Source organism: Gracilibacillus boraciitolerans JCM 21714 (genome assembly GCF_000521485.1).
Classification (GTDB): Bacteria; Bacillota; Bacilli; order Bacillales; family Amphibacillaceae; genus Gracilibacillus; species Gracilibacillus boraciitolerans.
This window is the reverse complement of sequence record NZ_BAVS01000035.1, coordinates 1-21,029: the sequence shown is the minus strand read 5'-3', so window position 1 is coordinate 21,029 and position 21,029 is coordinate 1. Positions and strand designations below refer to the sequence as shown.

Below are 21,029 nucleotides of genomic sequence, written 5' to 3'. Positions count from 1 at the left end.
TTTTCTAGCTTTTTACTATATTATACTGAATAATTTACGATTTGAATAGTCTAATGTGATTGATTATTCTTGGGTTCATTTAAGTATTAACGACATAGATAAACACACACAAATATGAAATGAACAGAAAGAGGTAGCGTATGGAACAAGAAAAATTAGGGGGGGTTAAAACTCCCGAATATGTCTCATTACAATTTCAATTAGCTGGTTTAGGCTCACGGTCAGCTGCCAATATTATTGATTATACAATTATTATCGTAACTCAAATTGTGATCATGTTACTTTTATTACTGGCATTTAATAATAGCTTTAGCGAACTTTTTTTTGGAAATTTTGAAAGTATACTTATTTTCACTGTTATCATTTTCTACTTTCTACTTAATTTTGGATATTTTATCTTCTTTGAATATTTTTGGGGTGGAAGAACCATTGGAAAACGTTTGTTAGGGATACGGGTTATTCAGGAAAACGGCCATAATATCACTTTTTTATCTAGTATCATTCGTAATTTCATGAGAGTTATAGATTCTTTGCCTGCTGCATTTGCCATAGGTATCATTCTTATCTTTGCTCATCCAAAGCATAAAAGATTAGGGGGGGATATTACGGCTGGCACACTTGTTGTCCATGAAAAAAGCAAGAAGTCACGGAAACAAACACCTTTACAGAAATATATAATGAAAAAAGACATCCAAAAAAATGATTTAGCGCTTGAAGCAATTGATATTAAACAATTTTCACAAAAAGATTGGCGGCTATTACAAACCTATGTTCATCGTGTTGTCGACGTGCCTGCCAAAGAAAAGGCGCAATTAACCGTGCAAGTTAGTGATATATTATTACCAAAAATAGAAGATAAAATTACAAATAGAAGAAATACGAAAGAAGAATGGCTGCTTATACTCTATCTCCATCTAAAGGAAGAATGGGAATACTAAATGGTGATTAAATCAAGAAAATAACAAACAAGCATTAGACACAAACTGCGAACTAACTGTTTGACAACAGTATTTAGAAAACTGTAAATTCAACGCTGCGGAAAGCGAAGTATATGAACGGAGCTTTTGTAAACACTTATCGTACTTTCAAAGTAAAGCAGTGCTTCGCAGTTTAGATAAATTGTGCGATTATAATATTATTTTACGCAAAACAAAAAGCCTTCTGATTAGTTCAGGAGGCTTTATTTTATCTAGCCATGTGTTGATGACTAGTTTCATTTATCTCATTTCTTTACCAGCTATAGCCGGTTTTACTTGTGCATGTGTTGGTTCTAATTGCATCTCTACTTTTAGTTTTTTTCTACGAGAGAAAATTTTTTCTGCGACAGATAAAACTAGAAAAGTAAGCAGAATAGTTAAAGAAACCATGTATAAGGAAGTAACCATAGTCAACTATCCCCTTTCCCAAAAAATATTCTTCATTTATCAATGAATTTAATTATATCTTACCATATTTTATTAAATTGTAAACTTATAATATGAAATTCTTTTATTTTCTTCTTAATTCTCTTTATATTCCTATAATACTCTTAATTTAATAACAGTTAGAAAATTATAGATTAGCGTTTATAACAGCCTTTTCATAAAATTATTGAATAAATATTCATCAATAATTGGAATTTTCTGAAATTTCGAAACAAATTCATGTTATCATACGTATAGAAAAACATACTATTAAAATAGGGAGAGATGAGAATTGAACAATCACGAAATTGACTTTAAATTATATGGAGATGATATGCAATTTGTCGAGGTGGAATTAGATCCGCAGGAAACAGTAATTGCAGAAGCAGGCAGTTTAATGATGATGGATAACGAGATCACAATGGAAACTATTTTTGGAGACGGTTCTTCTAATCCGGGTGGATTAGTTGGCAAATTATTAGGTGCAGGTAAACGCGTCATTACAGGTGAAAGTTTATTTATGACAACCTTCACCAACCAAGGTGTCGGAAAAAAGCATGTTTCTTTTGCTTCACCTTACCCAGGTAAAATCGTTCCAATGGATTTAAGCGAAATGAACAGTAAAATAATTTGTCAAAAGGATGCCTTTTTGGCAGCTGCTAAAGGTGTTGCTGTTGGAGTGGAGTTTCAACGGAAAATTGGAACAGGCTTTTTTGGCGGCGAAGGATTTATTATGCAAAAACTAGAAGGGGGGGATGGACTTGCTTTCGTTCATGCTGGCGGAACGATTCATCAGCGTGAATTACAACCTGGTGAAAAACTTCGCGTCGATACGGGATGTCTTGTAGCAATGACAGGTGACGTTGATTACAACATCGAATTTGTAGGAGGCATCAAAACCGCATTGTTTGGCGGAGAAGGTATTTTCTTCGCAACACTATCCGGCCCAGGAACTGTTTGGGTGCAATCACTGCCATTTAGCCGTTTAGCAAGTAAGGTCTTCGCTGCTCTCCCAGATAAAGGTGGAAATAAAGGTGAAGGCGGAATCGGCGGAGTATTTGATTTATTTAATAAATGATAATAAAACTGCCATCGTTATTTCTCCTGATAACGATGGCAGTTTTATTTTTTTAACATCGCTTTAATCCCTGCAATGTTAATGCCTTGATCTATATATTTTTTTATTTGTCTTAATCGTTCAATATCCTGTAACGAAAACATTCTTCGATTCCCTTCATTCTTGCCGGCGAAATTAACCTTTGTTCTTCATAATAGCGAATTTGTCTTCCACTAAGTTTCGTAAGATCCTTCACTACACTGATCGGAAAGGTGGCCATATGGTCTGGGATATCATGCTTCATCTTTTCCTTTCTCCTTTCAGGTTATGTCAAACTGGCAATATGTGTATAAACATCTTTAAGATTTATAAATCCCATTTCTTCTACCCTTTTCATGTTTTCAGACCATAATTTAGCGGTTGCTGCTGCATCGTAAAGAGCATGATGCCTGCGCCCAATATCCACTCCATAATGATCACACCAATCATCCAAAGTGATATGCTTACTTTCCGGTGATACTATTTTTGTTAAAAACGTTGTATCGATAATGCGATGCTGAAAATTTGTCTTTAGTGCTGTCCAGCTAGCTTGCTTCATAAATTGTTTTTCGTGACTCGAATGATGTGCCACTAAGGTATCACTTCTTACAAAATGAAAAAATTGTCTCAATACTTCTGGTAAATCAGCTGCTTGCTGTAATTCTGTAGCAGTTATACCTGTCAGTGTTTCTATTTCTGGTGGTGGTGGTAATTCACTAAAAATTGTTTTATAGAATAATTGATCTTCTAATATCTCAGAACCTTTCATTTTCACCGCACCTATTGATAGTATGCGATCGCCACTATAAGGGTAAAATCCTGTTGTTTCAATATCAAAAACCACTGTATCTAAATCTTTAAACGGTGTATTAAGAACATCCTTTTGTTTCAGTTCCCGTTGTAAATTTCGGATATATGCTATTTTTCTTGCATCTGTTTGACTTGATACAGGATTAATATCACTCATTTTACCTGACATCTGTTTTATAAAATGGAGCATTTGATTCATTCCCATTTTAAACACTCTTCTTTTAATATATTTTTAGTTTGATTAAAAAGTTCTGTGCCTGTTTTTATATATTCTTTTAACACCTGTTTATCACTTTTTGATAATTGCTTTATTGGAATATAATGTACCTCTTCATAGTTGTTAGCATGTTGAGCAAATGGCAACTTGAATTCTAATAAACTTTCAAATAAAGTACGATATTCTTCTATATATGAATACTTTGACTGTAGCGCTCGAAACCTTGCCAATGTGGATGCCTTTGGTTCTTGATTTATTAACGCCAATAAGCGAAGACTGTTAACATAAGGAAACAGGGTTGTCGTTTTAATATTAATTTGACCAGCCATTTTTCCTATTTGTTCAGGTAATAACTGTCCAAACACTCCTACACCTTTTTTGATAAAAGCGACATTATCAATTAGTCTACGTACGATATCTGGATGTGACTTGATATATATAAAAACAGATTGCTTGATCTCTGTAAGGAAAGTTTGTTTTCCAATTAGAACACGCGAGTCAAAAAATGTTAAAAAATGTCTTAATGATTGCCAACTTGCTTCATCCAGCCATTCCATTACTTGATTTTCCCAATTGTCTATTGAATTGGTCCACATGGATTCAGAAGCCATCACTTTTCCATCACAACGTTCGTAGCCTACTTCTTCTAATCCAGATACAATTTCTTTTCCTAAAAATAGAAAGTATTCTTTCTCTTCCTCATCACCAGCATAGATGATACCATGATCCTGATCACTCCATACGGATTGTTCCATTCTACCGGCACTACCCATTATAAAAAAGGCGAAGGGAGCAGGGATTTGTCCCTGCTCTTTCTCAACCTTTTTGATCGCAAGCTCCACTGTATTCTTCATTACCTTATCATGAAAATCATTCAGTTGCTGATGTGTTGCTTGCTTTTGGATATTTTGCTCCCGATATTGTTTCAATTCTTCGTAACGCATGTCGGAAGTCATCTCCTTTAATTGAGAAGAAATCATTTTACTTCGCTTGTTCCTCATGAGGAAGTGGAATATTTTCTGGGTATCCATAGCTGCCATGCTCACTTAAGTCAAGACCAATGATTTCTTCTTCCTCAGATACTCTGATACCACCCATCACTTTATCCATTACTTTCAGAATAATGAACGAAACAACGAATGCATAAGCGCCACTAGCTGCTACACCTAATATTTGAACACCTAATTGTTCCAATCCACCACCATAGAATAAACCTGGAAGACCCCATTCTGCACCGATCGACAGTTCTTCAGTTGCAAAGAAACCTGTAGAAAGTGTTCCCCAGACACCAACTGTACCATGAACAGATAGTGCAAAGATTGGATCGTCAATTTTAGCGCGATCAAAGAATTTCATGCTGCCAACTACAATGATGCCACCAATTGCCCCCGATTAGAACCGCTGCCCATGGTTCAACGAAACCACACGATGCTGTAATTGCAACCAGACCTGCTAATGCACCATTTAACATTGTTGGAACATCTGCTTTACCTGTTAAAGACCAAGCAACGAATAAGGCAGCAACTGCACCTGCAGCAGCAGCTAATTGTGTATTAAGAATAACATATCCAAAGAATGCATCCGAAACACCGAATGTACTTGCACCGTTAAATCCAAACCAACCTACCCATAGAAGCAAAACTGCTAATGCTGTATATACTTGATTGTGTCCCGCTAATTCGTTAGAAGAACCGTCTTTATTATATTTACCAATACGCGGTTTTAAAATAATTGTTGCTGCTAAAGCTGCCATCGCACCTGTTAAGTGTACTACTGTAGAGCCTGCAAAGTCTTGTTTGCCGTGGTCAGCTAACCAGCCTCCACCCCCAGATCCAATGTGCACTACCGGATAGACTAAAGCTGAGAATAACACTGCGAAGATGACATATGCTGATAACTTTGCACGTTCAGCAAAACCACCAAATGCAATCGTAAGTGCTACTAACGCGAACATCATTTGGAACATAAAATCTACTGCTGGCGATAAGCCGTCTCCACTAAAAGAGGTATCTCCATAGAAGAAGTTTGATAGACCGATAAACCAATTCCCTTCCCCCCCGTAAATAAATCCATAACCTACTGCCCAGAAGACTAAGGAACCAATACCGGCTGTGAAAATAGTTTTTCCTGCAATATGACCGGCATTTTTCATTCTCGTGGAACCAGCCTCAAGCAAAATAAATCCTCCAAGCATTAATAAAACTAAGAAAGTACCAATAATGACCCATAAATTATCCATAAGTACAATTTCCATCATGTTTTCCTCTCCTTGTAAATAATATTAACATCAACTGTTACGTATAGTTTATGTTGAATTCAGACTATTCACAATTTTTATGTAAGATTATCTAACAAGTTTTTTCAGTAATGTAGAATTATCATAGGTTCCATTAATGATTAGCCAAATATTTATTTTTAATAAAATTTGAACTCTTGATACGAACGGTGAAATTTTAAAAATGCAAGAAGGATAGCTTGATATGCAAGTAAAAGAAGGAATTTGCAAGTAAAAGAAGGAATTTGCAAGTAAAAAGGGAATTCTGCAAGAAGATCAGTGCGATCTGCAAGTAAAAAGGAATTTTTGCAAGAAGAGCCATATTGGTAGGAATCAAGTTAACATTAAAACCCTCTCTTGTGGAGAGGGGGTTTTAATGTTTATTGTATTTCTTCTAATAATTCATATGCCTCTTGATCGGATTGGACATGTAGTAATTTATCACGATAGTCATCATCCATTAATTTTCGTGAAAGCATCTGGAGAATCTTTAAATGTGCATCCCCTTCAGCATGTTTTGGAACAGCAATCAGAAAGATCAATTTTGCTAAGGACTGATCGGCGCTATGCCAATCTACTCCATCTTTTATTAATCCAAAAACTACACGAGGAGCTTTTACTGCAACTGATTTACCATGTGGAATTGCTACGTTCATCCCAATTCCTGTAGAACTTTCTTCCTCTCGATCTAATATTGCTTGTTTAAAATCATCCGTTGACGTTAACACATTTTCACTATCTAATTTTGCAATTAATTCTTCTATAACCGCATCTCTTGAAGTAGCATTTAAGTTTGTATCAATTAAGTTGACATTTGTGATATCTGTTAACTTCGTTATATTCTCTACCTTTTGATCAGATGCATTAGGCGACTCTTGCGTTGTCGTATCTTTTATCGGAGTTGTTGTAATATCTCTCTTCAAGAACTTAATCATAAACGCTGTCACTATCGCCCCCCCAATAATAATAGCTACGAAGAACATCACCACATTGTCTACAGCACCCAATATACCAACGATTGGACCACCGTGAGCAACTCGATCTCCTACACCACTTAACATCGCTACAACTGAACCTGCCATGGACCCAACCATAATACTAGGAATCACACGAAATGGATCTTGTGCAGCGAATGGAATAGCACCTTCTGTGATACCAAAGAATCCCATTGTTATAGATGCTTTACCTGTTTCCTGTTGTGCTTTTTCAAATTTATTTTTAAATAATAACGTCGCTAAACCTAGTCCAATTGGTGGAACAGCAATCGCGACTGCAATTGGTCCCATGATTTCATAATTACCTTCACCGATCATAGCTGCACCAAACAGGAAGGCTACTTTATTTACTGGGCCACCCATGTCAAAGGAAATCATAGCACCTAAAATGAGGGCTAATAATATCGAACTTGTACCTTGCATTCCTGCTAACCATCCAGTTAAGGATTCGAATACTTGTGCTACTGGAGCACCAATCAATAAGACAAATAATAGACCAACAATTATAGAAGATAATACCGGAATAATGATAATCGGCATTATAGGTTGCATCATTTTTGGAACTTGGACTTTCTTAATCCATAAGGCGATATAACCTGCTAAGAAACCTGCAATAATACCACCTAAGAAACCTGCACTAGCTTCACTTCCATAAAAACTCCCATTTGCAGCAATATAACCACCAATCATACCCGGTGCCAAACCAGGACGATCTGCAATACTATAGGCAATATAACCTGCTAAGATTGGAACCATGAAACTGAACGCAGCTGCACCAATCTGTTCGATTACCTTCCAGAACGAGTCTTCTGGAATAGCGATGCCACCTTCACCTGCTTGACCGCCAAGAGTTAATGCGATCGCAATTAACAACCCCCCCAACTACAATGAAAGGTACCATAAACGATACACCATTCATTAAATGACGATAAATAGGATTTTGTTTCGTTGCTTCAGAAGAAGTTGGCATTTTATCTCGATTGCTACTGTCTCCACCTTGATAAACAGGTATATCATCATTTAACGCTTTTTCAATTAAACGCTTAGGATTTCGAATTCCTTCCTGTACACCTACTACAATTAATTTCTTACCAATAAACCGATCTTTTTCCACCGCTTTATCCGCTGCAATAATGATCGCTTCCGCTTCTTTAATTTCAGCGGATGTCAACTCATTTTCCGCACCAATTGATCCTTGTGTTTCTACCTTAATATTAGTGCCCATTTCCTCAGCTGCTTTTTCTAAGTTCTCAGCAGCCATATATGTATGAGCTATTCCGTTTGGACACGAAGTAATCGCTAATATCTTCATATTGTCACCTCACTAAATTATTTATTAATCACAGTATACCCTGTACTTTAGATTTAAAAATTGCTGATTCTTACCATTCATTTATAACGAAAGATCTTCATCTTTTAAAAGATGAAGATCTAATCAGTTAGTAGCATTATTTTATAAAAATTGTCCGAATACATAAGTGATTAAGAACCAGAGAATACCGAAAAATATAATTAAATACGTCACATACTTAATTAAGGCAACTCCGACTTTACTAGGATCGGATTTCTTTTCTTTCTTTTCGACTTCTATTTCTTTGTTTTGATCCACTATAGTAAACTCCTCTCTGTAGTAGCATTTATACTTCAAATACCCTGAGTGGAAGTTTAATAAACCAAGATAGTACACATCAAAATATAGACTTAAATTTAATATTTTCAGGATAGTACATAGTTATTAAGAGGGGGGCTAGCTAATTTCTTTTAAAGTATTGTATAAAATGATCTATTCCATCACACATTAGAATGAAAGGTGGAATGAAAATTGGAAAATCTTAATGATGTTAGTTACTTTGACCAAGCTATTGAGGATTACAAACGTGGTACAACTCGAATGAAAGAGCATCTACCGGAAATGACATCTAGCTACTTTCACTTTACGGAAGAAGCATTCAAGGCTGGTGAGATCGATAAGAAAAACAAGCAATTAATGGCATTAGCTATCAGCATTTATGCACAAGATGAATACTGTATCATTTATCATACAAAAGGTGCAGTAGAAAATGGCGCCAATGAAACAGAAGTAATGGAAACACTAGCCATTAGTGCGGCATTAGGTGGAGGGGGCAGCCTTTGCTCAAGCTGTTACACTTGCAATGGATACATATTCCCATTACCAGCAAAAATCCCATTAATAAAACTAGAGGGCAGCTGATCTGTCCTCTAGTTGTATTTGATCCATCGCACTACCGTAGTTGATATGGTGTCTCTTGGTAGACGTAATAGTTTAACCAGTTTGATAATAATATATTGGAGTGTGTGCGCCATTTTAGTTTTGGTATTTGAGTTGGATCATCATTTGGAAAATAATTTTCTGGAATCATTGGGTTTAATCCTGCCGCAGCATCACGATCAAATTCCTTCTTTAATGTCAATGCATCATATTCAGGATGCCCCCCGTAACAAAAATTTGTTTCCCATCTGTTGAAGCAACCATATACACCCCAGCTTTGTCGGACTCACTTAATATTTTTAAACCGGACACCTTTTCGATATCCTCTTTTCGAACATCAGCATTCCGTGAGTGTGGCACTAGATATTCTTCATCAAAACCGCTTAACAGCTTCTCTCTTGGGTCGTTTAACGTGTGTGTATAAATACCTGATAATTTTTCAGGCATAATATATTTATCAATCCCAAAATGATAGTAGAGACCAGCCATCGCACCCCAGCATATATGCAAAGTTGACGTAACGTTATTTTTGCTCCACTCCATAATTTGCGACAGTTCTTCCCAATATGTCACATCTTCATAAGGTAATTTTTCGATTGGTGCTCCTGTTATAATTAAACCATCATATTTATTAGACTTTACATCATCAATTGATTTATAAAACTGCTTTAAATGCTCTAGTGATGTGTTTTTAGATGTATGTGTATTCGTACGCAATAAACCTACATCTATTTGTAACGGGCTATTGCCTAATAAACGCAATAAATGGGTTTCTGTTTGCTGTTTTATTGGCATTAAATTTAATATCAATATTTGCATAGGTCTAATATCCTGTGTAAATGCCCTACTTTCATCCATAACGAAAATATTCTCTTCCTGCAATTTACTCTTTGCTGGTAATAAATCCGGCACTTTTATAGGCATTTGTGATGACTCCTTTTTTTATAGTATTTCCTTTTATTACGACATCCATTTTGGGGGTGTATCTTTTCCCCCCCAATAAATATCAGCTAACGGTAAATGTTCTTCATATTGATCATTTGGCAGATGATAATGGAATTGAAAATAATAACCATCTTGTGGCTTGCGAACTCTATTTACATGAAATCTAGCAACATCTTGCTTTTCTTTGATATTATGCAAATTAAAAATGCGTTCCCCCGTATCCTGATGACGGCTCTTCTGCAATCATTAAAAATTGGCTTTCTTCTTCTCCAATTTTTTCATATAGATGATCAAGTACTACTTCTAAGTTAGGGAGAACTACACGATCTAAGTCAACATTTATTTTCGTTGTTATTTTATTACCTAGCTTCATGAGCACTTGCTCCCTCGCAAGGTTATTTAATTCTTGTAAATATAGATGATTGGTTTCTTCTGGTACAATAACGTCTGCTTTCGATATACTCGAATCTTCAACGCCTTGTTCTAACTGTTTCGACTGATCTTCGCCTGGCTCGACTTCACCCTTATCCACATCTGATTCTGCATCAAGATAGATCGGTGGGACATATAAACCAAGTGTTAAAACTGTCACTAATAAAACGGTTATTTTTTTCATCCATAATTTCATCTTAACCGAACTCCCTCATATCTTCTTACTAAAATTTTATCATGTTTTACCTATTTGTCCATACATGTAAGGATATTTTTCTGATTTTACACTGATTTTACTTACATTTTAGTTATTTGGACTGGCATTAATTTTTTATTTACTGCATAAATCATACTTTTGAAGACAAAATATACATACTAATGGATTGTAAGGTGGGATAACTATGGATCAAGAACATTTAGATAAATTAGAGCAGCTTGAACATGATTTTGATCACGCTCTGCCTGAAGAAGTTACAAGAGATGTCGCCTATTATCGAACAATACTTTCAAATATCATTATGATTGGGGGGGCGCCTAATGAAGATTGGATTTTAATAGATACAGGGTTAAGAAGATATAAAGAGAGAATTTTACATGCCTGTGAAGAAAGATATGGAAACAAGCCACCTACTGCTATTATTTTAACACATGGCCACTTTGACCATACAGGATCAGCAAAAAAGCTTGCAGAGCATTGGAACGTACCTATCTATATTCACGAAAAAGAAATGGATTATGTAACAGGAAAAAAAGCTTATCCACCAGGTGATCCTACAGTAGGTGGAGGCCTGGTTTCTTTATTATCTACTCTTTTTCCTACGAAACCTGAGCATCTAGAGGGAGTTGTCACAGCATTACCTGATGATGGGACGCTTCCACACTTAAAAGAATGGAGATATATCGAAACTCCTGGGCATACTCCTGGGCACATTAGTTTGTTTCGAGAGAGTGATCGTTTTTTGATTGCAGGGGGGGATGCTATTTCCACCGAAAAGCCTGAATCAACGTGGGCTATGTTTTTCCCTATTCAACATGTATACGGGCCACCCGCATACTTCACACAGGATTGGATGGCAGCCGACAAATCGGTAAAAACCTTGGCTGAGTTAGAGCCTGACTTTGTGATAGCTGGACATGGTTTACCAATGCAAGGGGGATTCATGAAAGAAGAACTCAAAAAATTAGCAGACGGTTTTATCGATAACGCTATTCCTAAACACAAGCGCCAATAAAAGTTAGCGTCTGTTTACCCCCCCCTAATAACTAGGGGGTCTTACAGACATTTAGCACTGTAATAAACCATTCCTACTTCAGCCAACCTTTTTCCTTTACTTTTGTAATTGCCTCAATCCGATTATCTACTTCCAATTTGTCTAAAATTACTGAGATATAATTGCGTACTGTACCATTTGTTAAATAAAGTTCTTTGGCAATACCTTTAGTTGTTTTACCTTCTGTTAAAAGTTTTACCACTTCGATTTCACGTTCCGATAATGGATTTTGTTCAGAAAAGGCTAAATCCACAAGCTCTGGCGAATAAATTCTCTTACCCTTGATGATTTGACGAATCGATTGAGCTAAGTCATCACTTGGACTATCTTTCAACAGGTAGCCACCCACCCTTGCATTTCTAGCTCTCTCAAAATACCCTGGTCTGGCAAACGTAGTTAAAATAATAATTTTACAGGGATGGTCGCGTAATTCTTCCGCTGCATCTAATCCAGTTTTTACTGGCATTTCTATATCCATTAAACAAACATCTGGATTTTTCTTTTCTACTAAAGTAATAACTTCCTCTCCATTAGCCGCTTTTCCCACAATCTCCATATCATCTTCCATATCTAGCAGAGCACCTAATGCACCTAAGAGTAATTGTTGATCTTCTGCTAACACAATCCTGATCACAACTTCTCCTCCTCTTCTATTTGCTTTAAAATTTTTGGGACAGCAATACAAATAGTAAATCCTTGTTCAGATCTTTCTACGTCTAATATTCCATTGACAAACTCCAGCCGCTCTTTCATACCTTGCAAACCATTTCCATGACCTTGCTTTTGACTAATTCCTTTCCCATCATCTCCCACTTTCAATTGAATAGATTTATTGGATTCACTTAATTTTATATAGCAATTTTCTGCATTACTATGTTTAACTACATTCGTTACTGCTTCTCTCAAACACATACTTAAGACATTCTCTACAAATAAAGGTATATGCTCACAATCGGCTTCTAATTTAATATGTAACTCTATATTAGCTGCCTTCAACAATTGTGTTATATGCTCGATTTCATCCGAAATACGAATCGTTCGCATATCTGAAACCATTTCGCGAACTTCCTTTAGTGCTTGTCTAGCTGCCTGTTGCACATCATGAAGTTCATGGATTGCAGCTTCCTTATTTTTTTCAATCAATTTTATCGATAATTCACTCTTTAGTCCGATCATCGATAATTTTTGGCCTAAGGTATCATGCAAATCTCTGGCAATTCGATGGCGTTCTTCAATAATAGCAAGCTGGGCAATCTTTCGGTTAGCATCTTCTAATTGGCCTTCTAGCGCGACTTGTTTAAATCGATTATAACGATTGATCGGAATTAAGATAACACCTAATATCGTCATAATCAAGAAAGGTATATGCATTAAAAACAGCGAATAATTCAGAAAAAAGCCAGCCGTAATCGCTCCTACGGTTGTTACCAAATGAATAACATACATTGTGATAAAACCGGCTTTTCTCTTGATATTACCGATAAAAACGGCTGAAAAGAGCGCGAAATAAACATAACCAAATAAGATAGTCATAATAATATTAATTACAAATTCTATGCTTAACCCTACATATACTAGCGGCCCCCCTAGAAATAAACGACATCCAATAGATGCCAAAAAATAATAAGGTGGCCGCTATTCCAGAGCTAATTTCAATCATAGATGTAGATCGGAATATAAAATAAAAGGGCAACACGCAAAAAATAATCCAAATATATAAGCTTAGACCTGTATTTTTCGGAAAAATATGATACCAATGATACATCCTTATCCGCTCCTTCCCTTTTCATTATACCAAAACATAGTAAAACCCCCCCATCCATCTAGGACGAGGGGGTCATCAGCTTAAGAGCGAATGGTTTGTGATGTTTTTGCTGATGATACGGATACCTTATTTTTCATTACCAACTTTTTTTTCATTTTTTTAAAGCTGATAAACATTTTTTTCTCTTCGTCATATAAACGAAAGCGAATCGATTCCAAGCTTGTTTTTAATGTGATCGTTGTTGCTTGTTGTAATGGTGGTGTTCCTGCATGCGCTTTTTCCAAGTGATAGTTCGGCACTCTCGGTGCTAGATGATGGACATGGTGATACCCAATATTCCCTGTCATCCATTCCAACCATCGCGGTAATTTATAATAGGAACTCCCATCTACTGCTGCTTTTACATAATCCCATTCTGACTCATTTTCAAAATAAGAATCTTCGAACTGATGTTGAACATAAAATAACCAAATTCCTAATACACCTGCAATATAAGCGATGGGCAGCTGCACTAATAGAATCGCCTGCCAGCCTAATGTCAAGAAAAGTACTGTGTATATAACTACAAGCGCAATATTAATTATATACGTATTCCAACGTTCCTTCTTTCGCGCATCCTTGCGATTAATACGATTTTCATATAAGAATAACGAAAGCGGTCCTAAACCAAACATCACAAGCGGATTTCTATAAAGACGATATTGTAATCTTTCCGATTTGCTTGCACGTTCGTACTCTTTGACTGTCATGACCCAGATATCACCCGTGCCACGCTGATCTAAATTACCACTTGTCGCATGATGAATCGAGTGTTCTCTTTTCCATTTTTCAAATGCAAAGTGCGTAAGAATCCCTGTCACTGTTCCGATCACACGATTTACTTTTTTATTTTTAAAAAAGGATTGATGTGCACAATCATGAAATATAATAAATGTTCTCACCATAAAGCCTGCTGCAATAACTGAAAAAGCTAAGCTTAACCATATCGATATCGATAAACTTTGATAAGCGAAAAACCATAGGATAAAAAATGGTGGTATGGTGTTTACTAATTGGAAAATACTTTTTTTTGTTTGTGAAGTTGCGTAAGGCATAACATCTTTTCGTAATTGTGCTTGTTTTTGTTTACTCATCATAATCCCTACTTTCAATGCTTTCTTATACTTAAAAGTGTATCCTATTATTACTTTTTTTATTAGAAGCAGGTGTCATGAGTTTGATATGACATTTGTCATGTTACATGGATTGATTTTTCACAGATGTAAAATAAGAATAGCTTAGCAAATTTAACTGAGCTCTATCTCGTTATATTTGCTGACCTTTTTGTAAAATCTACATCTTGATAATACGTATTTTTGACTAATATGTTCGGGCCTAAACATTTTACGGCCGGACAATGGCAGTTTAAAGATATAGCTGTTTTTGATTTCATCCAACGATGATAGGAGGCTTGCAAAGAGGTCGTTTGAATATTACCAAGTGAAGACTCCTCCTCATCTCCAAAGTCAGTAACAATCACCTCGCCCGAAAATATATTGACATTTAATCGAGATCTGCCATCAGGATCATTTCTTACTGTCACCTTATCTTCACGATATAAACGTTTTAGTAATGCAAGTTCTTTTTCATTCTTATTACACGGATAAAATGGGAAGGTTCCAAATAACATCCAGATCGATGTATCGCGATGGTCCAATAACCTTTCGATTCCTTCTTGCATTTCGGATAAGGATAGGGTTTGCATATCACTGGCAAAATCAACAGGTACATTGGATGAATTTCATGACGAACACATCCCATTTCAACGACATGCTCATGAATCTTTTCTAAATAGGGAAAAGTTCTTTTATTCAACATTGTTTCTGCAGAGACCATTACTCCTTCTAACGCCAATCTTTGTGAATTGTCCACCATTCTTGAAAAGTATTTCTTGCGATTTTCCTCACTTGGTTTTCGTTCCATATTCGCAAAACCTGTAGTTGCAAACTCCTCTTCCGTTCCCCCCCAATTATGGATATATGTAAAACATCTAAATAAGGAACAATCGCTTGATAACGTGAATAAGGTAACGTTAAGTTGGAATTGATTTGCGTTCGTACTCCACGTTCATGGGCATAACGAAGAAGTGGCACCACATATTCACGGACAGATTTCTTAGACATCATCGGTTCTCCACCAGTAATACTTAATGTACGTAAATGTGGAATTTCATCCAATCGTTTCTTTAATAAGTCAAAGGGTAAGGCGTCAGGATCTTTGTCACTTAGTGTATAGCCAACAGCACAATGTGCACATCTCATATTACATAAATGGGTAGTCGTAAATTCTATATTGGTTAACGTCATCTCACCATATTGTTCGACATCCATATAGGCTTCCCACGGATCAAATTCAGGTGTAATTAAACGTTTAGCTTCCTCAACAAAGGTCATATTGATAAACTTCCTTCCTTTTTAATTAATATCTAACTATTGTATCAAACATCCCTTGAAATTTCGCCAAAGTTTAAAAATTTCCGTTAGCTTATACCATATTTATTGAAAATAATGGCAAAATAACTTATTGCAAAATTTAAGATCTTGATAAGAGGGGGGGTTTTCACGTGTTTGCTTTGATGAAAATCCCGGCGAGAGGATTCTTCATCGAGATTTCATGTGTACCAAATTAAAGTTTACTGGTATTTTGCTTATTTAACATCCTGTATAGAAAAGTTGGTAACCTTCTCATTGGATAGTCCGTCTATTATTCGAAAGTACTACTATGTGGAAAGGGTGTACCAAAATGAGAAATGTAAGTAGAATCTTATTTGTTATTAGTATGGCAATCTTTAGTTTCTTTTTTTACATTACAGATATTAGCGCAAATGAACATGAAGTTACTGTCAAACCAACCATTAAAGAAGATATTATCCAAGTCCAATCAGCTAATTATATTAAAGAAGGGAATGCTACTATTCGTAGAGTCCATTCCCAAACCGTCGGAAGCAGCTGTAATACTTCGAGTTACTCTTCTGTACAGCAGATATCTTGTACGATTTACCTTCAAGTCCAGAATAAAACGACTGGGCAATGGACAAATACAGGGAAAAGCAAAAGATTTGTGAACTATTATTCCTCATATGTTAGCGGTAGTGTCAACTTCTATATTCAAACTGGATATGATTATCGAATTAGATCGATCCATACAACTACCCAATCTGGAACAATTGATCAACTCATTGCAGTTACTGGGGGGAATTGAAATACTAAATGGAAGTTAATTTTAAAAAGCGTCTCGCATCTAAATAGATACGAGACGCTTCTTTATTCGATTGACTCTGCTATTTCTAGTAAATGTTCTTCCGTTACCGTACCTTCTAGTAACCAATTCATTTGTGGAGTACTCCAAATCAATTCCTTGGATGCATCATCAAATACAATGAGTCGTGCCTCTCCGCCATCTAAGGCAACTGTCTTAACCTTTGTATTTTCGTTGTCAACAACTTTCGCACTAGCAAAGTCATTGGGCTGATACGTTTCGGTTAACTTCAGTATCTCTCCATCATCATCGGTGTAATGTAATAGAACTTGATAACTTTCCGTATGCCGATCCACTACTTCCACATGTTGCAACCGATAAGTTCCAGGTAAAAAAGATGGTTGAGAAATATTAAAATCTGTTTCCGCTTGCGCTTCTTCAAATGTCATATTTCTACTTTCTTCTTGTACTTCCTCTGTAGTTATCTTATCAAAATCCGGTAGTGCTTGCTCCGAAGAACTAGTTTCCTCTGAAGTTGTTTGATTAATTTGAGTCATCTCTCCGTCCGAGGTGACAAATATATTTACAAACCAATCAAATGCTTGAATTTGATTGGAATTGGCAAAAACTGATCCAACGATTATCAGTACAAATACAGCAACAGCTAATAAACTTTTTTTAGGCAACAGCCTTTTTTTCTTTTGATTAGATTTTGATAGCTTATCATTAATTTGATTCCAATTTTCCTCTTTTGAGAAAGGAAGTTTTTTACTGGTATGATAATCTTCCTTTAACCATTCCTGCCACTTCTTTTCATGATCTTTCATAACTTTTCACCACCTATCCATTGTCGGGCGGGATCTTTTTCTACCTTTTCCTTCATTGCATGACGAGCCCGGTGAAGTCTGGTTTTTACCGTGCCTTCATTTATATCAAGATTAGCTGCTATTTCTTTAATCGATAACTCATGAATATAATGTAATAACATAACCTCGCGATATTCCACTTTCATTTCCGCTAGAACTTCCATAATTTCTTCCTTCACAAGATTTGATTCAACAAGATCTGAAGAATCGCAACCTTTCTCTTGCATATGTCTTTCTTGAACAGTAATATCTTCTGTTAATATTTCATTAGAGCCTTTCCGTTTTCTTAGAATATCAATAGCAGTTCTCGTTGCAATGGTGGAAAGCCATGCCCCCCCATTCTACCTTTATCCTCCAAGCCTTTCATATGTTTATAAGCTTTTACAAAGGTTTCTTGTAAAGCATCCTGTGCTAGATGGCTATCCTTCGTAATAAAATAAGCATCACGATATACCCTTGAATAAAACATATCATATAGTAGACGGAATTCTTCCTCAGTGGGTTCCGTTTTTTGAAATAATTTTTTAAACATATTATCCGCACCTTCATCTATAAGTCATACAGATTATAACATTTTTCCCATTCAAATAAACTATTTTAACAAAATATTCTAAAAAATCTCATTTATACAAATGGAAGAAAAAGTAGAAGAAAGCATTAAAGAATTATTACACATAGATAACTTTTTTAAAAAGGAAGTGAAGCGTACAACATGTTATAATGACGAAAGCAGAACCTATAGCAAATTCTCTAGCAAAGGAGTTATGATCCATGTTTCAATTAAAGATAACATTAGAGTCGACAGAAAACCCGGTATGGCGTCGTGTTCTTGTTGATCCCGAAAGCACTTTCGCAGATTTACACGATCTAATTCAAACCGCTTTTGAATGGGAGGAAATGCATTTACACCTCTTCCAAGTAACCGACAAGCAAAATAACAACCTGTTGATACAAGCAATCGATGAAGAGGCACTAGATAGCTCCTTGGATGCACTAGACGAAGAGGAAGTGTTGCTATCTGATATATTCCATCAACCAAAAGATCATGCCCGCTATATTTATGATCTAGGAGACAATTGGGAGCACCAGATTGAATTAGAAGAAATTATCCCTAAAAGTCAAAATTTTGGTTTACCAGTTTGTATAGAAGCAAAAGGAATAGCACCTGAAGAAGACCACGTTATGGAAGCAATGTTAGGTACGGAATATAAGAATCTTTTTCAAGATTTTACAGATGAAGAGATAGTGGAAATGATAAACTAAGAACTCTCTTATATTTCTGCTGAAGAAATTGTCGAAGAAAATGAACCGGCTCTCGAAGATTGGGAAGAGCTTTTCAGCTGGGTTGACAAAATAAAGAAAATAAAGCCTTGGCGATTCTTAAATGATAGTCAAATTATTGCGATTTGGACACCTTCGATTGAAGACTACGTTTATTGTTCTATCATGGGTAATGCCGAGATACATTATGGGGTAACATGTTATATTGGTAAAAAAGGGATCCTTTCACTAGTCGATACTTTTACTGGAAATAAAGAATTTGACGAGTTATCACTCATGCTTCACGACCGGGTATTAACCTTAAATCTGTTGGATCGTGATGAACTAGAAGAGGAAGACTATGCGATTATTAAAAATATTGGCAGAACATATCGCGGAAAAAATCAATGGCCTTCTTTTCAAAGTTTAAAACCTGGATATTTTCATGGCAGCCTGATACAGATGAAGTGACATTATTAAATGAAATTTATCCAGAACTAATCAACGTATTGGAACGAGCTTCGAAAAATGCAGATTTGATTTATGATTCAGCAGATAAATGGTTTGCTCGAACTGTAAACGAAGTTGGGAAATGGCAGGATTCATCCATAGATCCGATGGAACATTATCATCTTGCGTCTCAGCCAATTGCCGTACCCTTATATGTTCCCGAATTAGATCTAGCTAGAATCAAAAAAGTTATAATAGGATACATCAGGAACTTGAAATTGGTTTTGTGCCGTTTCCAGAACCTGTGCAAGACCATCCAAGACAGCGTCCCTACTTACCTTTTATGTTCATAGCAATCGATACGGAATCGAAATTGGCTGTGCATCATGACCTTATTCATTTACATCAATCAGCAGAGATTATCCAGGAGGCATTTATGCAATTCATCGCACAACTTGATGCTTTACCTTCTGTTATATTAATGGATGACGTAGCGCGTGCCAATGATTTAAAACCAGTCACAGATAAATTAGAAATTCACGTCAATCTAGTAGAAGAGTTAGAAGAAGTGTATTTATTTACCGAAGAAATGATGAATGCGATTGAGGATGGCTTATTAAATGATCAACCATTTTAACTTGTAAAGGAGATTACTTGGATGTATGAACACCTAGTTGTTTTTAAGTTTAAGCAAGAGCTATCACAAGAAAAGGAACAGGAGCTTCTAAATAAATTGAAGTCCTTAAAAAAGGATATACCTGGAATTATAACATTAACAACAGGTCATAATGAAACAGAGGAAAAAGAACGCGCCCAAGGTTATTCGATCGGTCTAAGAGTTACCTTCGAATCAAAGTCAGCACTGCAAGCATACGGTCCACACCCTGCCCACCAAAAATTTGTTCAGCAACTTGACGGGATAATAGAAGACGTGATTGTGGTTGATTATCCGATTTAATATAGAAGAGCCTTGATCCATTCAAGGCTCTTCTATAACTATATTAATTGAAGTGTTTTTTTTCGGTATTGAGTAGGTGTTTTACCAACCTTTTTCAAAAATATTTCTCTAAAAAATCCGCATTTTTATAACCTATTTGTAAACAGATCTCTGTAATTGACAAATTAGTATTTTCTAGTAATTCACAACTTTTTTCTATTCTAATTGTTTGTAGGTACTTTGTGAATGATTGGTTCATATAATTTTTAAAGATCCGTGAAAAATGACGTTCACTAACATGGGCTAATTTTGCCATATCTGCTATTGTAATTGATTCATTATAATTTTCATTTACATAAGAAATAACTATTTCTATATCCTTAGTGAACCCCCCCGCTAGCATTGTGTCCTTCTCATCTCGCGTATCTAACCGAGACAGAAGAATAAATAATTCCTTCAGTTTTGCATCCAACATTAGTCCAAAACCAATATTTTTCTTTTGCCTTTCCAAAAACATAGCTCGTACTACATTTAAACATTGTACCTTCTTATCCTGCAAATGGAGATAATTATCATTCCTAAGGAGAATATTACTAGATAACCATTCCACAAGTGTTTCATCTTGAAACTTACTAATTTCTTTAAAAACATCTTGTACATAATCTATTGTAAATAATACATTATAGATAACAAGCTGATTATTCTCATCAGAAGGACGTAAAACATGCTCTACTCCAATCGGAATGATAAAAATATCACCTCTGCTAATTCGCACAATATCATTATTGATGTAATGAAACCCCTTACCTTCCTCAACAAAGAACATTTCAATAAAATCAT

Annotated in this window: 28 protein-coding genes and 3 pseudogenes; 9 read left to right on the top strand and 22 right to left on the bottom strand. The window is 35.8% G+C overall.

What is annotated here, in order from left to right; genetic code table 11:
• The first annotated feature begins 140 nt into the window (after window positions 1-140).
• A complete protein-coding gene (locus tag JCM21714_RS15390) occupies window positions 141-938 on the top strand; it encodes an RDD family protein (RefSeq protein ID WP_035725643.1) in 798 nt (265 codons plus the stop codon).
• Between the two features lie 279 nt (window positions 939-1,217).
• Here JCM21714_RS15390 and JCM21714_RS20255 read toward each other — a convergent pair whose 3' ends face one another.
• Entirely contained in the window at window positions 1,218-1,385 is a 168-nt protein-coding gene (locus JCM21714_RS20255) for a hypothetical protein (RefSeq protein ID WP_158413539.1), read from the bottom strand.
• A gap of 310 nt (window positions 1,386-1,695) precedes the next feature.
• Here JCM21714_RS20255 and JCM21714_RS15385 point away from each other — a divergent pair, with 310 nt between their 5' ends.
• On the top strand, window positions 1,696-2,481 hold the full coding sequence (locus JCM21714_RS15385) for a TIGR00266 family protein (RefSeq protein ID WP_035725641.1): 786 nt from the start codon (window positions 1,696-1,698) through the stop codon (window positions 2,479-2,481).
• Between the two features lie 44 nt (window positions 2,482-2,525).
• Here JCM21714_RS15385 and JCM21714_RS24895 read toward each other — a convergent pair whose 3' ends face one another.
• The 7 genes and pseudogenes from JCM21714_RS24895 to JCM21714_RS20430 form a co-directional block, all read right to left on the bottom strand.
• The gene (locus JCM21714_RS24895; protein WP_439644488.1) at window positions 2,526-2,624 is read right to left on the bottom strand and encodes a MerR family transcriptional regulator; all 99 of its coding nucleotides are present in this window, start codon (window positions 2,622-2,624) and stop codon (window positions 2,526-2,528) included.
• A complete protein-coding gene (locus tag JCM21714_RS19555) occupies window positions 2,594-2,764 on the bottom strand; it encodes a MerR family transcriptional regulator (protein ID WP_439644487.1) in 171 nt (56 codons plus the stop codon). Before JCM21714_RS19555 ends, JCM21714_RS24895 begins: the two co-directional genes overlap by 31 nt.
• A 21-nt stretch (window positions 2,765-2,785) precedes the next feature.
• Entirely contained in the window at window positions 2,786-3,514 is a 729-nt protein-coding gene (locus JCM21714_RS15375; protein ID WP_035725639.1) for an exonuclease domain-containing protein, read from the bottom strand.
• Window positions 3,505-4,470, bottom strand: coding sequence for a DUF294 nucleotidyltransferase-like domain-containing protein (locus tag JCM21714_RS15370; RefSeq protein WP_035725663.1), 966 nt, complete (start codon window positions 4,468-4,470; stop codon window positions 3,505-3,507). The genes JCM21714_RS15375 and JCM21714_RS15370 overlap by 10 nt, the downstream gene beginning before the upstream one ends.
• A 37-nt stretch (window positions 4,471-4,507) precedes the next feature.
• A pseudogene (locus JCM21714_RS15365) lies at window positions 4,508-5,783 on the bottom strand (ammonium transporter).
• Window positions 5,784-6,181: 398 nt separating this feature from the next.
• A pseudogene (locus JCM21714_RS15360) lies at window positions 6,182-8,108 on the bottom strand (fructose-specific PTS transporter subunit EIIC).
• A gap of 141 nt (window positions 8,109-8,249) precedes the next feature.
• A complete protein-coding gene (locus tag JCM21714_RS20430; protein ID WP_162833711.1) occupies window positions 8,250-8,405 on the bottom strand; it encodes a hypothetical protein in 156 nt (51 codons plus the stop codon).
• A 213-nt stretch (window positions 8,406-8,618) separates the two neighbouring features.
• Here JCM21714_RS20430 and JCM21714_RS15355 point away from each other — a divergent pair, with 213 nt between their 5' ends.
• Complete coding sequence (locus tag JCM21714_RS15355; RefSeq protein WP_369403626.1) at window positions 8,619-9,008, top strand: carboxymuconolactone decarboxylase family protein; 390 nt, start codon at window positions 8,619-8,621, stop codon at window positions 9,006-9,008.
• 31 nt (window positions 9,009-9,039) lie between these two features.
• On the opposite strand, the pseudogene metA reads toward JCM21714_RS15355, so the two are convergent.
• From metA to JCM21714_RS23230, 3 genes and pseudogenes are all read right to left on the bottom strand, one after another.
• Window positions 9,040-9,950, bottom strand: a pseudogene (gene metA / locus JCM21714_RS15350) (homoserine O-acetyltransferase MetA).
• A 36-nt stretch (window positions 9,951-9,986) separates the two neighbouring features.
• Window positions 9,987-10,169, bottom strand: coding sequence for a YpjP family protein (locus tag JCM21714_RS23235; RefSeq protein WP_268748376.1), 183 nt, complete (start codon window positions 10,167-10,169; stop codon window positions 9,987-9,989).
• 1 nt (window position 10,170) lies between these two features.
• Complete coding sequence (locus JCM21714_RS23230; RefSeq protein WP_268748375.1) at window positions 10,171-10,599, bottom strand: YpjP family protein; 429 nt, start codon at window positions 10,597-10,599, stop codon at window positions 10,171-10,173.
• 205 nt (window positions 10,600-10,804) lie between these two features.
• On the opposite strand from JCM21714_RS23230, the gene JCM21714_RS15340 reads away from it, so the two are divergent.
• Entirely contained in the window at window positions 10,805-11,635 is an 831-nt protein-coding gene (locus JCM21714_RS15340) for an MBL fold metallo-hydrolase (protein WP_035725637.1), read from the top strand.
• A gap of 73 nt (window positions 11,636-11,708) precedes the next feature.
• Here the strand turns inward: JCM21714_RS15340 and JCM21714_RS15335 are convergent, their stop codons facing one another.
• The 6 genes from JCM21714_RS15335 to JCM21714_RS22225 all read right to left on the bottom strand — a co-directional run bounded on the left by JCM21714_RS15335 (window position 11,709) and on the right by JCM21714_RS22225 (window position 15,871).
• The gene (locus JCM21714_RS15335; protein WP_035725635.1) at window positions 11,709-12,308 is read right to left on the bottom strand and encodes a response regulator transcription factor; all 600 of its coding nucleotides are present in this window, start codon (window positions 12,306-12,308) and stop codon (window positions 11,709-11,711) included.
• Entirely contained in the window at window positions 12,305-13,291 is a 987-nt protein-coding gene (locus tag JCM21714_RS15330; RefSeq protein WP_369403625.1) for a sensor histidine kinase, read from the bottom strand. Before JCM21714_RS15330 ends, JCM21714_RS15335 begins: the two co-directional genes overlap by 4 nt.
• Window positions 13,215-13,439, bottom strand: a complete 225-nt coding sequence (locus JCM21714_RS24890) for a hypothetical protein (protein WP_439644486.1) — start codon at window positions 13,437-13,439, stop codon at window positions 13,215-13,217. The genes JCM21714_RS15330 and JCM21714_RS24890 overlap by 77 nt, the downstream gene beginning before the upstream one ends.
• An 80-nt stretch (window positions 13,440-13,519) precedes the next feature.
• Window positions 13,520-14,572: a Delta(5) desaturase DesA gene (gene desA, locus JCM21714_RS15325; protein ID WP_035725634.1), complete on the bottom strand. Its 1,053-nt coding sequence runs from the start codon at window positions 14,570-14,572 to the stop codon at window positions 13,520-13,522.
• Between the two features lie 164 nt (window positions 14,573-14,736).
• On the bottom strand, window positions 14,737-15,183 hold the full coding sequence (locus tag JCM21714_RS22230) for a hypothetical protein (RefSeq protein WP_235182950.1): 447 nt from the start codon (window positions 15,181-15,183) through the stop codon (window positions 14,737-14,739).
• A 139-nt stretch (window positions 15,184-15,322) separates the two neighbouring features.
• Window positions 15,323-15,871, bottom strand: a complete 549-nt coding sequence (locus JCM21714_RS22225) for a radical SAM protein (RefSeq protein ID WP_235182949.1) — start codon at window positions 15,869-15,871, stop codon at window positions 15,323-15,325.
• A gap of 349 nt (window positions 15,872-16,220) precedes the next feature.
• Between JCM21714_RS22225 and JCM21714_RS15315 the strand changes: the two genes are divergently transcribed.
• Complete coding sequence (locus tag JCM21714_RS15315; protein WP_035725632.1) at window positions 16,221-16,679, top strand: hypothetical protein; 459 nt, start codon at window positions 16,221-16,223, stop codon at window positions 16,677-16,679.
• Window positions 16,680-16,741: 62 nt separating this feature from the next.
• Here JCM21714_RS15315 and JCM21714_RS15310 read toward each other — a convergent pair whose 3' ends face one another.
• Genes JCM21714_RS15310 through JCM21714_RS22215 form a run of 3 tightly spaced genes read right to left on the bottom strand, consistent with a single transcriptional unit; the run spans window position 16,742 to window position 18,074 of the window.
• Entirely contained in the window at window positions 16,742-17,503 is a 762-nt protein-coding gene (locus JCM21714_RS15310; RefSeq protein ID WP_035725630.1) for a DUF4367 domain-containing protein, read from the bottom strand.
• Window positions 17,500-17,835, bottom strand: coding sequence for an RNA polymerase sigma factor (locus tag JCM21714_RS22220; protein ID WP_235182951.1), 336 nt, complete (start codon window positions 17,833-17,835; stop codon window positions 17,500-17,502). The genes JCM21714_RS15310 and JCM21714_RS22220 overlap by 4 nt, the downstream gene beginning before the upstream one ends.
• On the bottom strand, window positions 17,829-18,074 hold the full coding sequence (locus JCM21714_RS22215) for an RNA polymerase sigma factor (RefSeq protein ID WP_035725629.1): 246 nt from the start codon (window positions 18,072-18,074) through the stop codon (window positions 17,829-17,831). Before JCM21714_RS22215 ends, JCM21714_RS22220 begins: the two co-directional genes overlap by 7 nt.
• A 239-nt stretch (window positions 18,075-18,313) precedes the next feature.
• Here JCM21714_RS22215 and JCM21714_RS15295 point away from each other — a divergent pair, with 239 nt between their 5' ends.
• Together JCM21714_RS15295 and JCM21714_RS24885 are read left to right on the top strand one after the other, a co-directional pair.
• A complete protein-coding gene (locus tag JCM21714_RS15295) occupies window positions 18,314-18,805 on the top strand; it encodes a plasmid pRiA4b ORF-3 family protein (protein ID WP_035725628.1) in 492 nt (163 codons plus the stop codon).
• 12 nt (window positions 18,806-18,817) lie between these two features.
• Complete coding sequence (locus JCM21714_RS24885; RefSeq protein ID WP_439644493.1) at window positions 18,818-19,273, top strand: DUF7309 domain-containing protein; 456 nt, start codon at window positions 18,818-18,820, stop codon at window positions 19,271-19,273.
• A gap of 30 nt (window positions 19,274-19,303) precedes the next feature.
• On the opposite strand, the gene JCM21714_RS22210 is transcribed toward JCM21714_RS24885, so the two are convergent.
• Entirely contained in the window at window positions 19,304-19,450 is a 147-nt protein-coding gene (locus JCM21714_RS22210) for a hypothetical protein (RefSeq protein WP_235182948.1), read from the bottom strand.
• 61 nt (window positions 19,451-19,511) lie between these two features.
• On the opposite strand from JCM21714_RS22210, the gene JCM21714_RS15285 reads away from it, so the two are divergent.
• Window positions 19,512-19,889, top strand: a complete 378-nt coding sequence (locus tag JCM21714_RS15285; protein ID WP_439644492.1) for a DUF6930 domain-containing protein — start codon at window positions 19,512-19,514, stop codon at window positions 19,887-19,889.
• A 21-nt stretch (window positions 19,890-19,910) separates the two neighbouring features.
• Complete coding sequence (locus JCM21714_RS15280) at window positions 19,911-20,210, top strand: Dabb family protein (protein WP_035725625.1); 300 nt, start codon at window positions 19,911-19,913, stop codon at window positions 20,208-20,210.
• Window positions 20,211-20,304: 94 nt separating this feature from the next.
• On the opposite strand, the gene JCM21714_RS15275 is transcribed toward JCM21714_RS15280, so the two are convergent.
• A partial coding sequence (locus JCM21714_RS15275) for a helix-turn-helix domain-containing protein (RefSeq protein WP_035725624.1) occupies window positions 20,305-21,029 on the bottom strand: 725 nt, incomplete at its 5' end.

Bases quoted from the DNA above. Each gene is read 5' to 3' on its own strand.
- JCM21714_RS24895 (WP_439644488.1), bottom strand. From the start codon at position 2,624: ATGTTTTCGTTACAGGATATTGAACGATTAAGACAAATAAAAAAATAT.
- JCM21714_RS15310 (WP_035725630.1), bottom strand. From the start codon at position 17,503: ATGAAAGATCATGAAAAGAAGTGGCAGGAATGGTTAAAGGAAGATTAT.
- JCM21714_RS19555 (WP_439644487.1), bottom strand. From the start codon at position 2,764: ATGAAGCATGATATCCCAGACCATATGGCCACCTTTCCGATCAGTGTA.
- JCM21714_RS24890 (WP_439644486.1), bottom strand. From the start codon at position 13,439: ATGTATCATTGGTATCATATTTTTCCGAAAAATACAGGTCTAAGCTTA.
- JCM21714_RS22225 (WP_235182949.1), bottom strand. From the start codon at position 15,871: ATGACCTTTGTTGAGGAAGCTAAACGTTTAATTACACCTGAATTTGAT.
- JCM21714_RS20255 (WP_158413539.1), bottom strand. From the start codon at position 1,385: ATGGTTACTTCCTTATACATGGTTTCTTTAACTATTCTGCTTACTTTT.
- JCM21714_RS15370 (WP_035725663.1), bottom strand. From the start codon at position 4,470: ATGCGTTACGAAGAATTGAAACAATATCGGGAGCAAAATATCCAAAAG.
- JCM21714_RS15295 (WP_035725628.1), top strand. From the start codon at position 18,314: ATGTTTCAATTAAAGATAACATTAGAGTCGACAGAAAACCCGGTATGG.
- JCM21714_RS22230 (WP_235182950.1), bottom strand. From the start codon at position 15,183: ATGCAAACCCTATCCTTATCCGAAATGCAAGAAGGAATCGAAAGGTTA.
- JCM21714_RS15280 (WP_035725625.1), top strand. From the start codon at position 19,911: ATGTATGAACACCTAGTTGTTTTTAAGTTTAAGCAAGAGCTATCACAA.
- JCM21714_RS15315 (WP_035725632.1), top strand. From the start codon at position 16,221: ATGAGAAATGTAAGTAGAATCTTATTTGTTATTAGTATGGCAATCTTT.
- desA (WP_035725634.1), bottom strand. From the start codon at position 14,572: ATGAGTAAACAAAAACAAGCACAATTACGAAAAGATGTTATGCCTTAC.
- JCM21714_RS15340 (WP_035725637.1), top strand. From the start codon at position 10,805: ATGGATCAAGAACATTTAGATAAATTAGAGCAGCTTGAACATGATTTT.
- JCM21714_RS15390 (WP_035725643.1), top strand. From the start codon at position 141: ATGGAACAAGAAAAATTAGGGGGGGTTAAAACTCCCGAATATGTCTCA.
- JCM21714_RS23230 (WP_268748375.1), bottom strand. From the start codon at position 10,599: ATGAAATTATGGATGAAAAAAATAACCGTTTTATTAGTGACAGTTTTA.
- JCM21714_RS15375 (WP_035725639.1), bottom strand. From the start codon at position 3,514: ATGGGAATGAATCAAATGCTCCATTTTATAAAACAGATGTCAGGTAAA.
- JCM21714_RS22215 (WP_035725629.1), bottom strand. From the start codon at position 18,074: ATGTTTAAAAAATTATTTCAAAAAACGGAACCCACTGAGGAAGAATTC.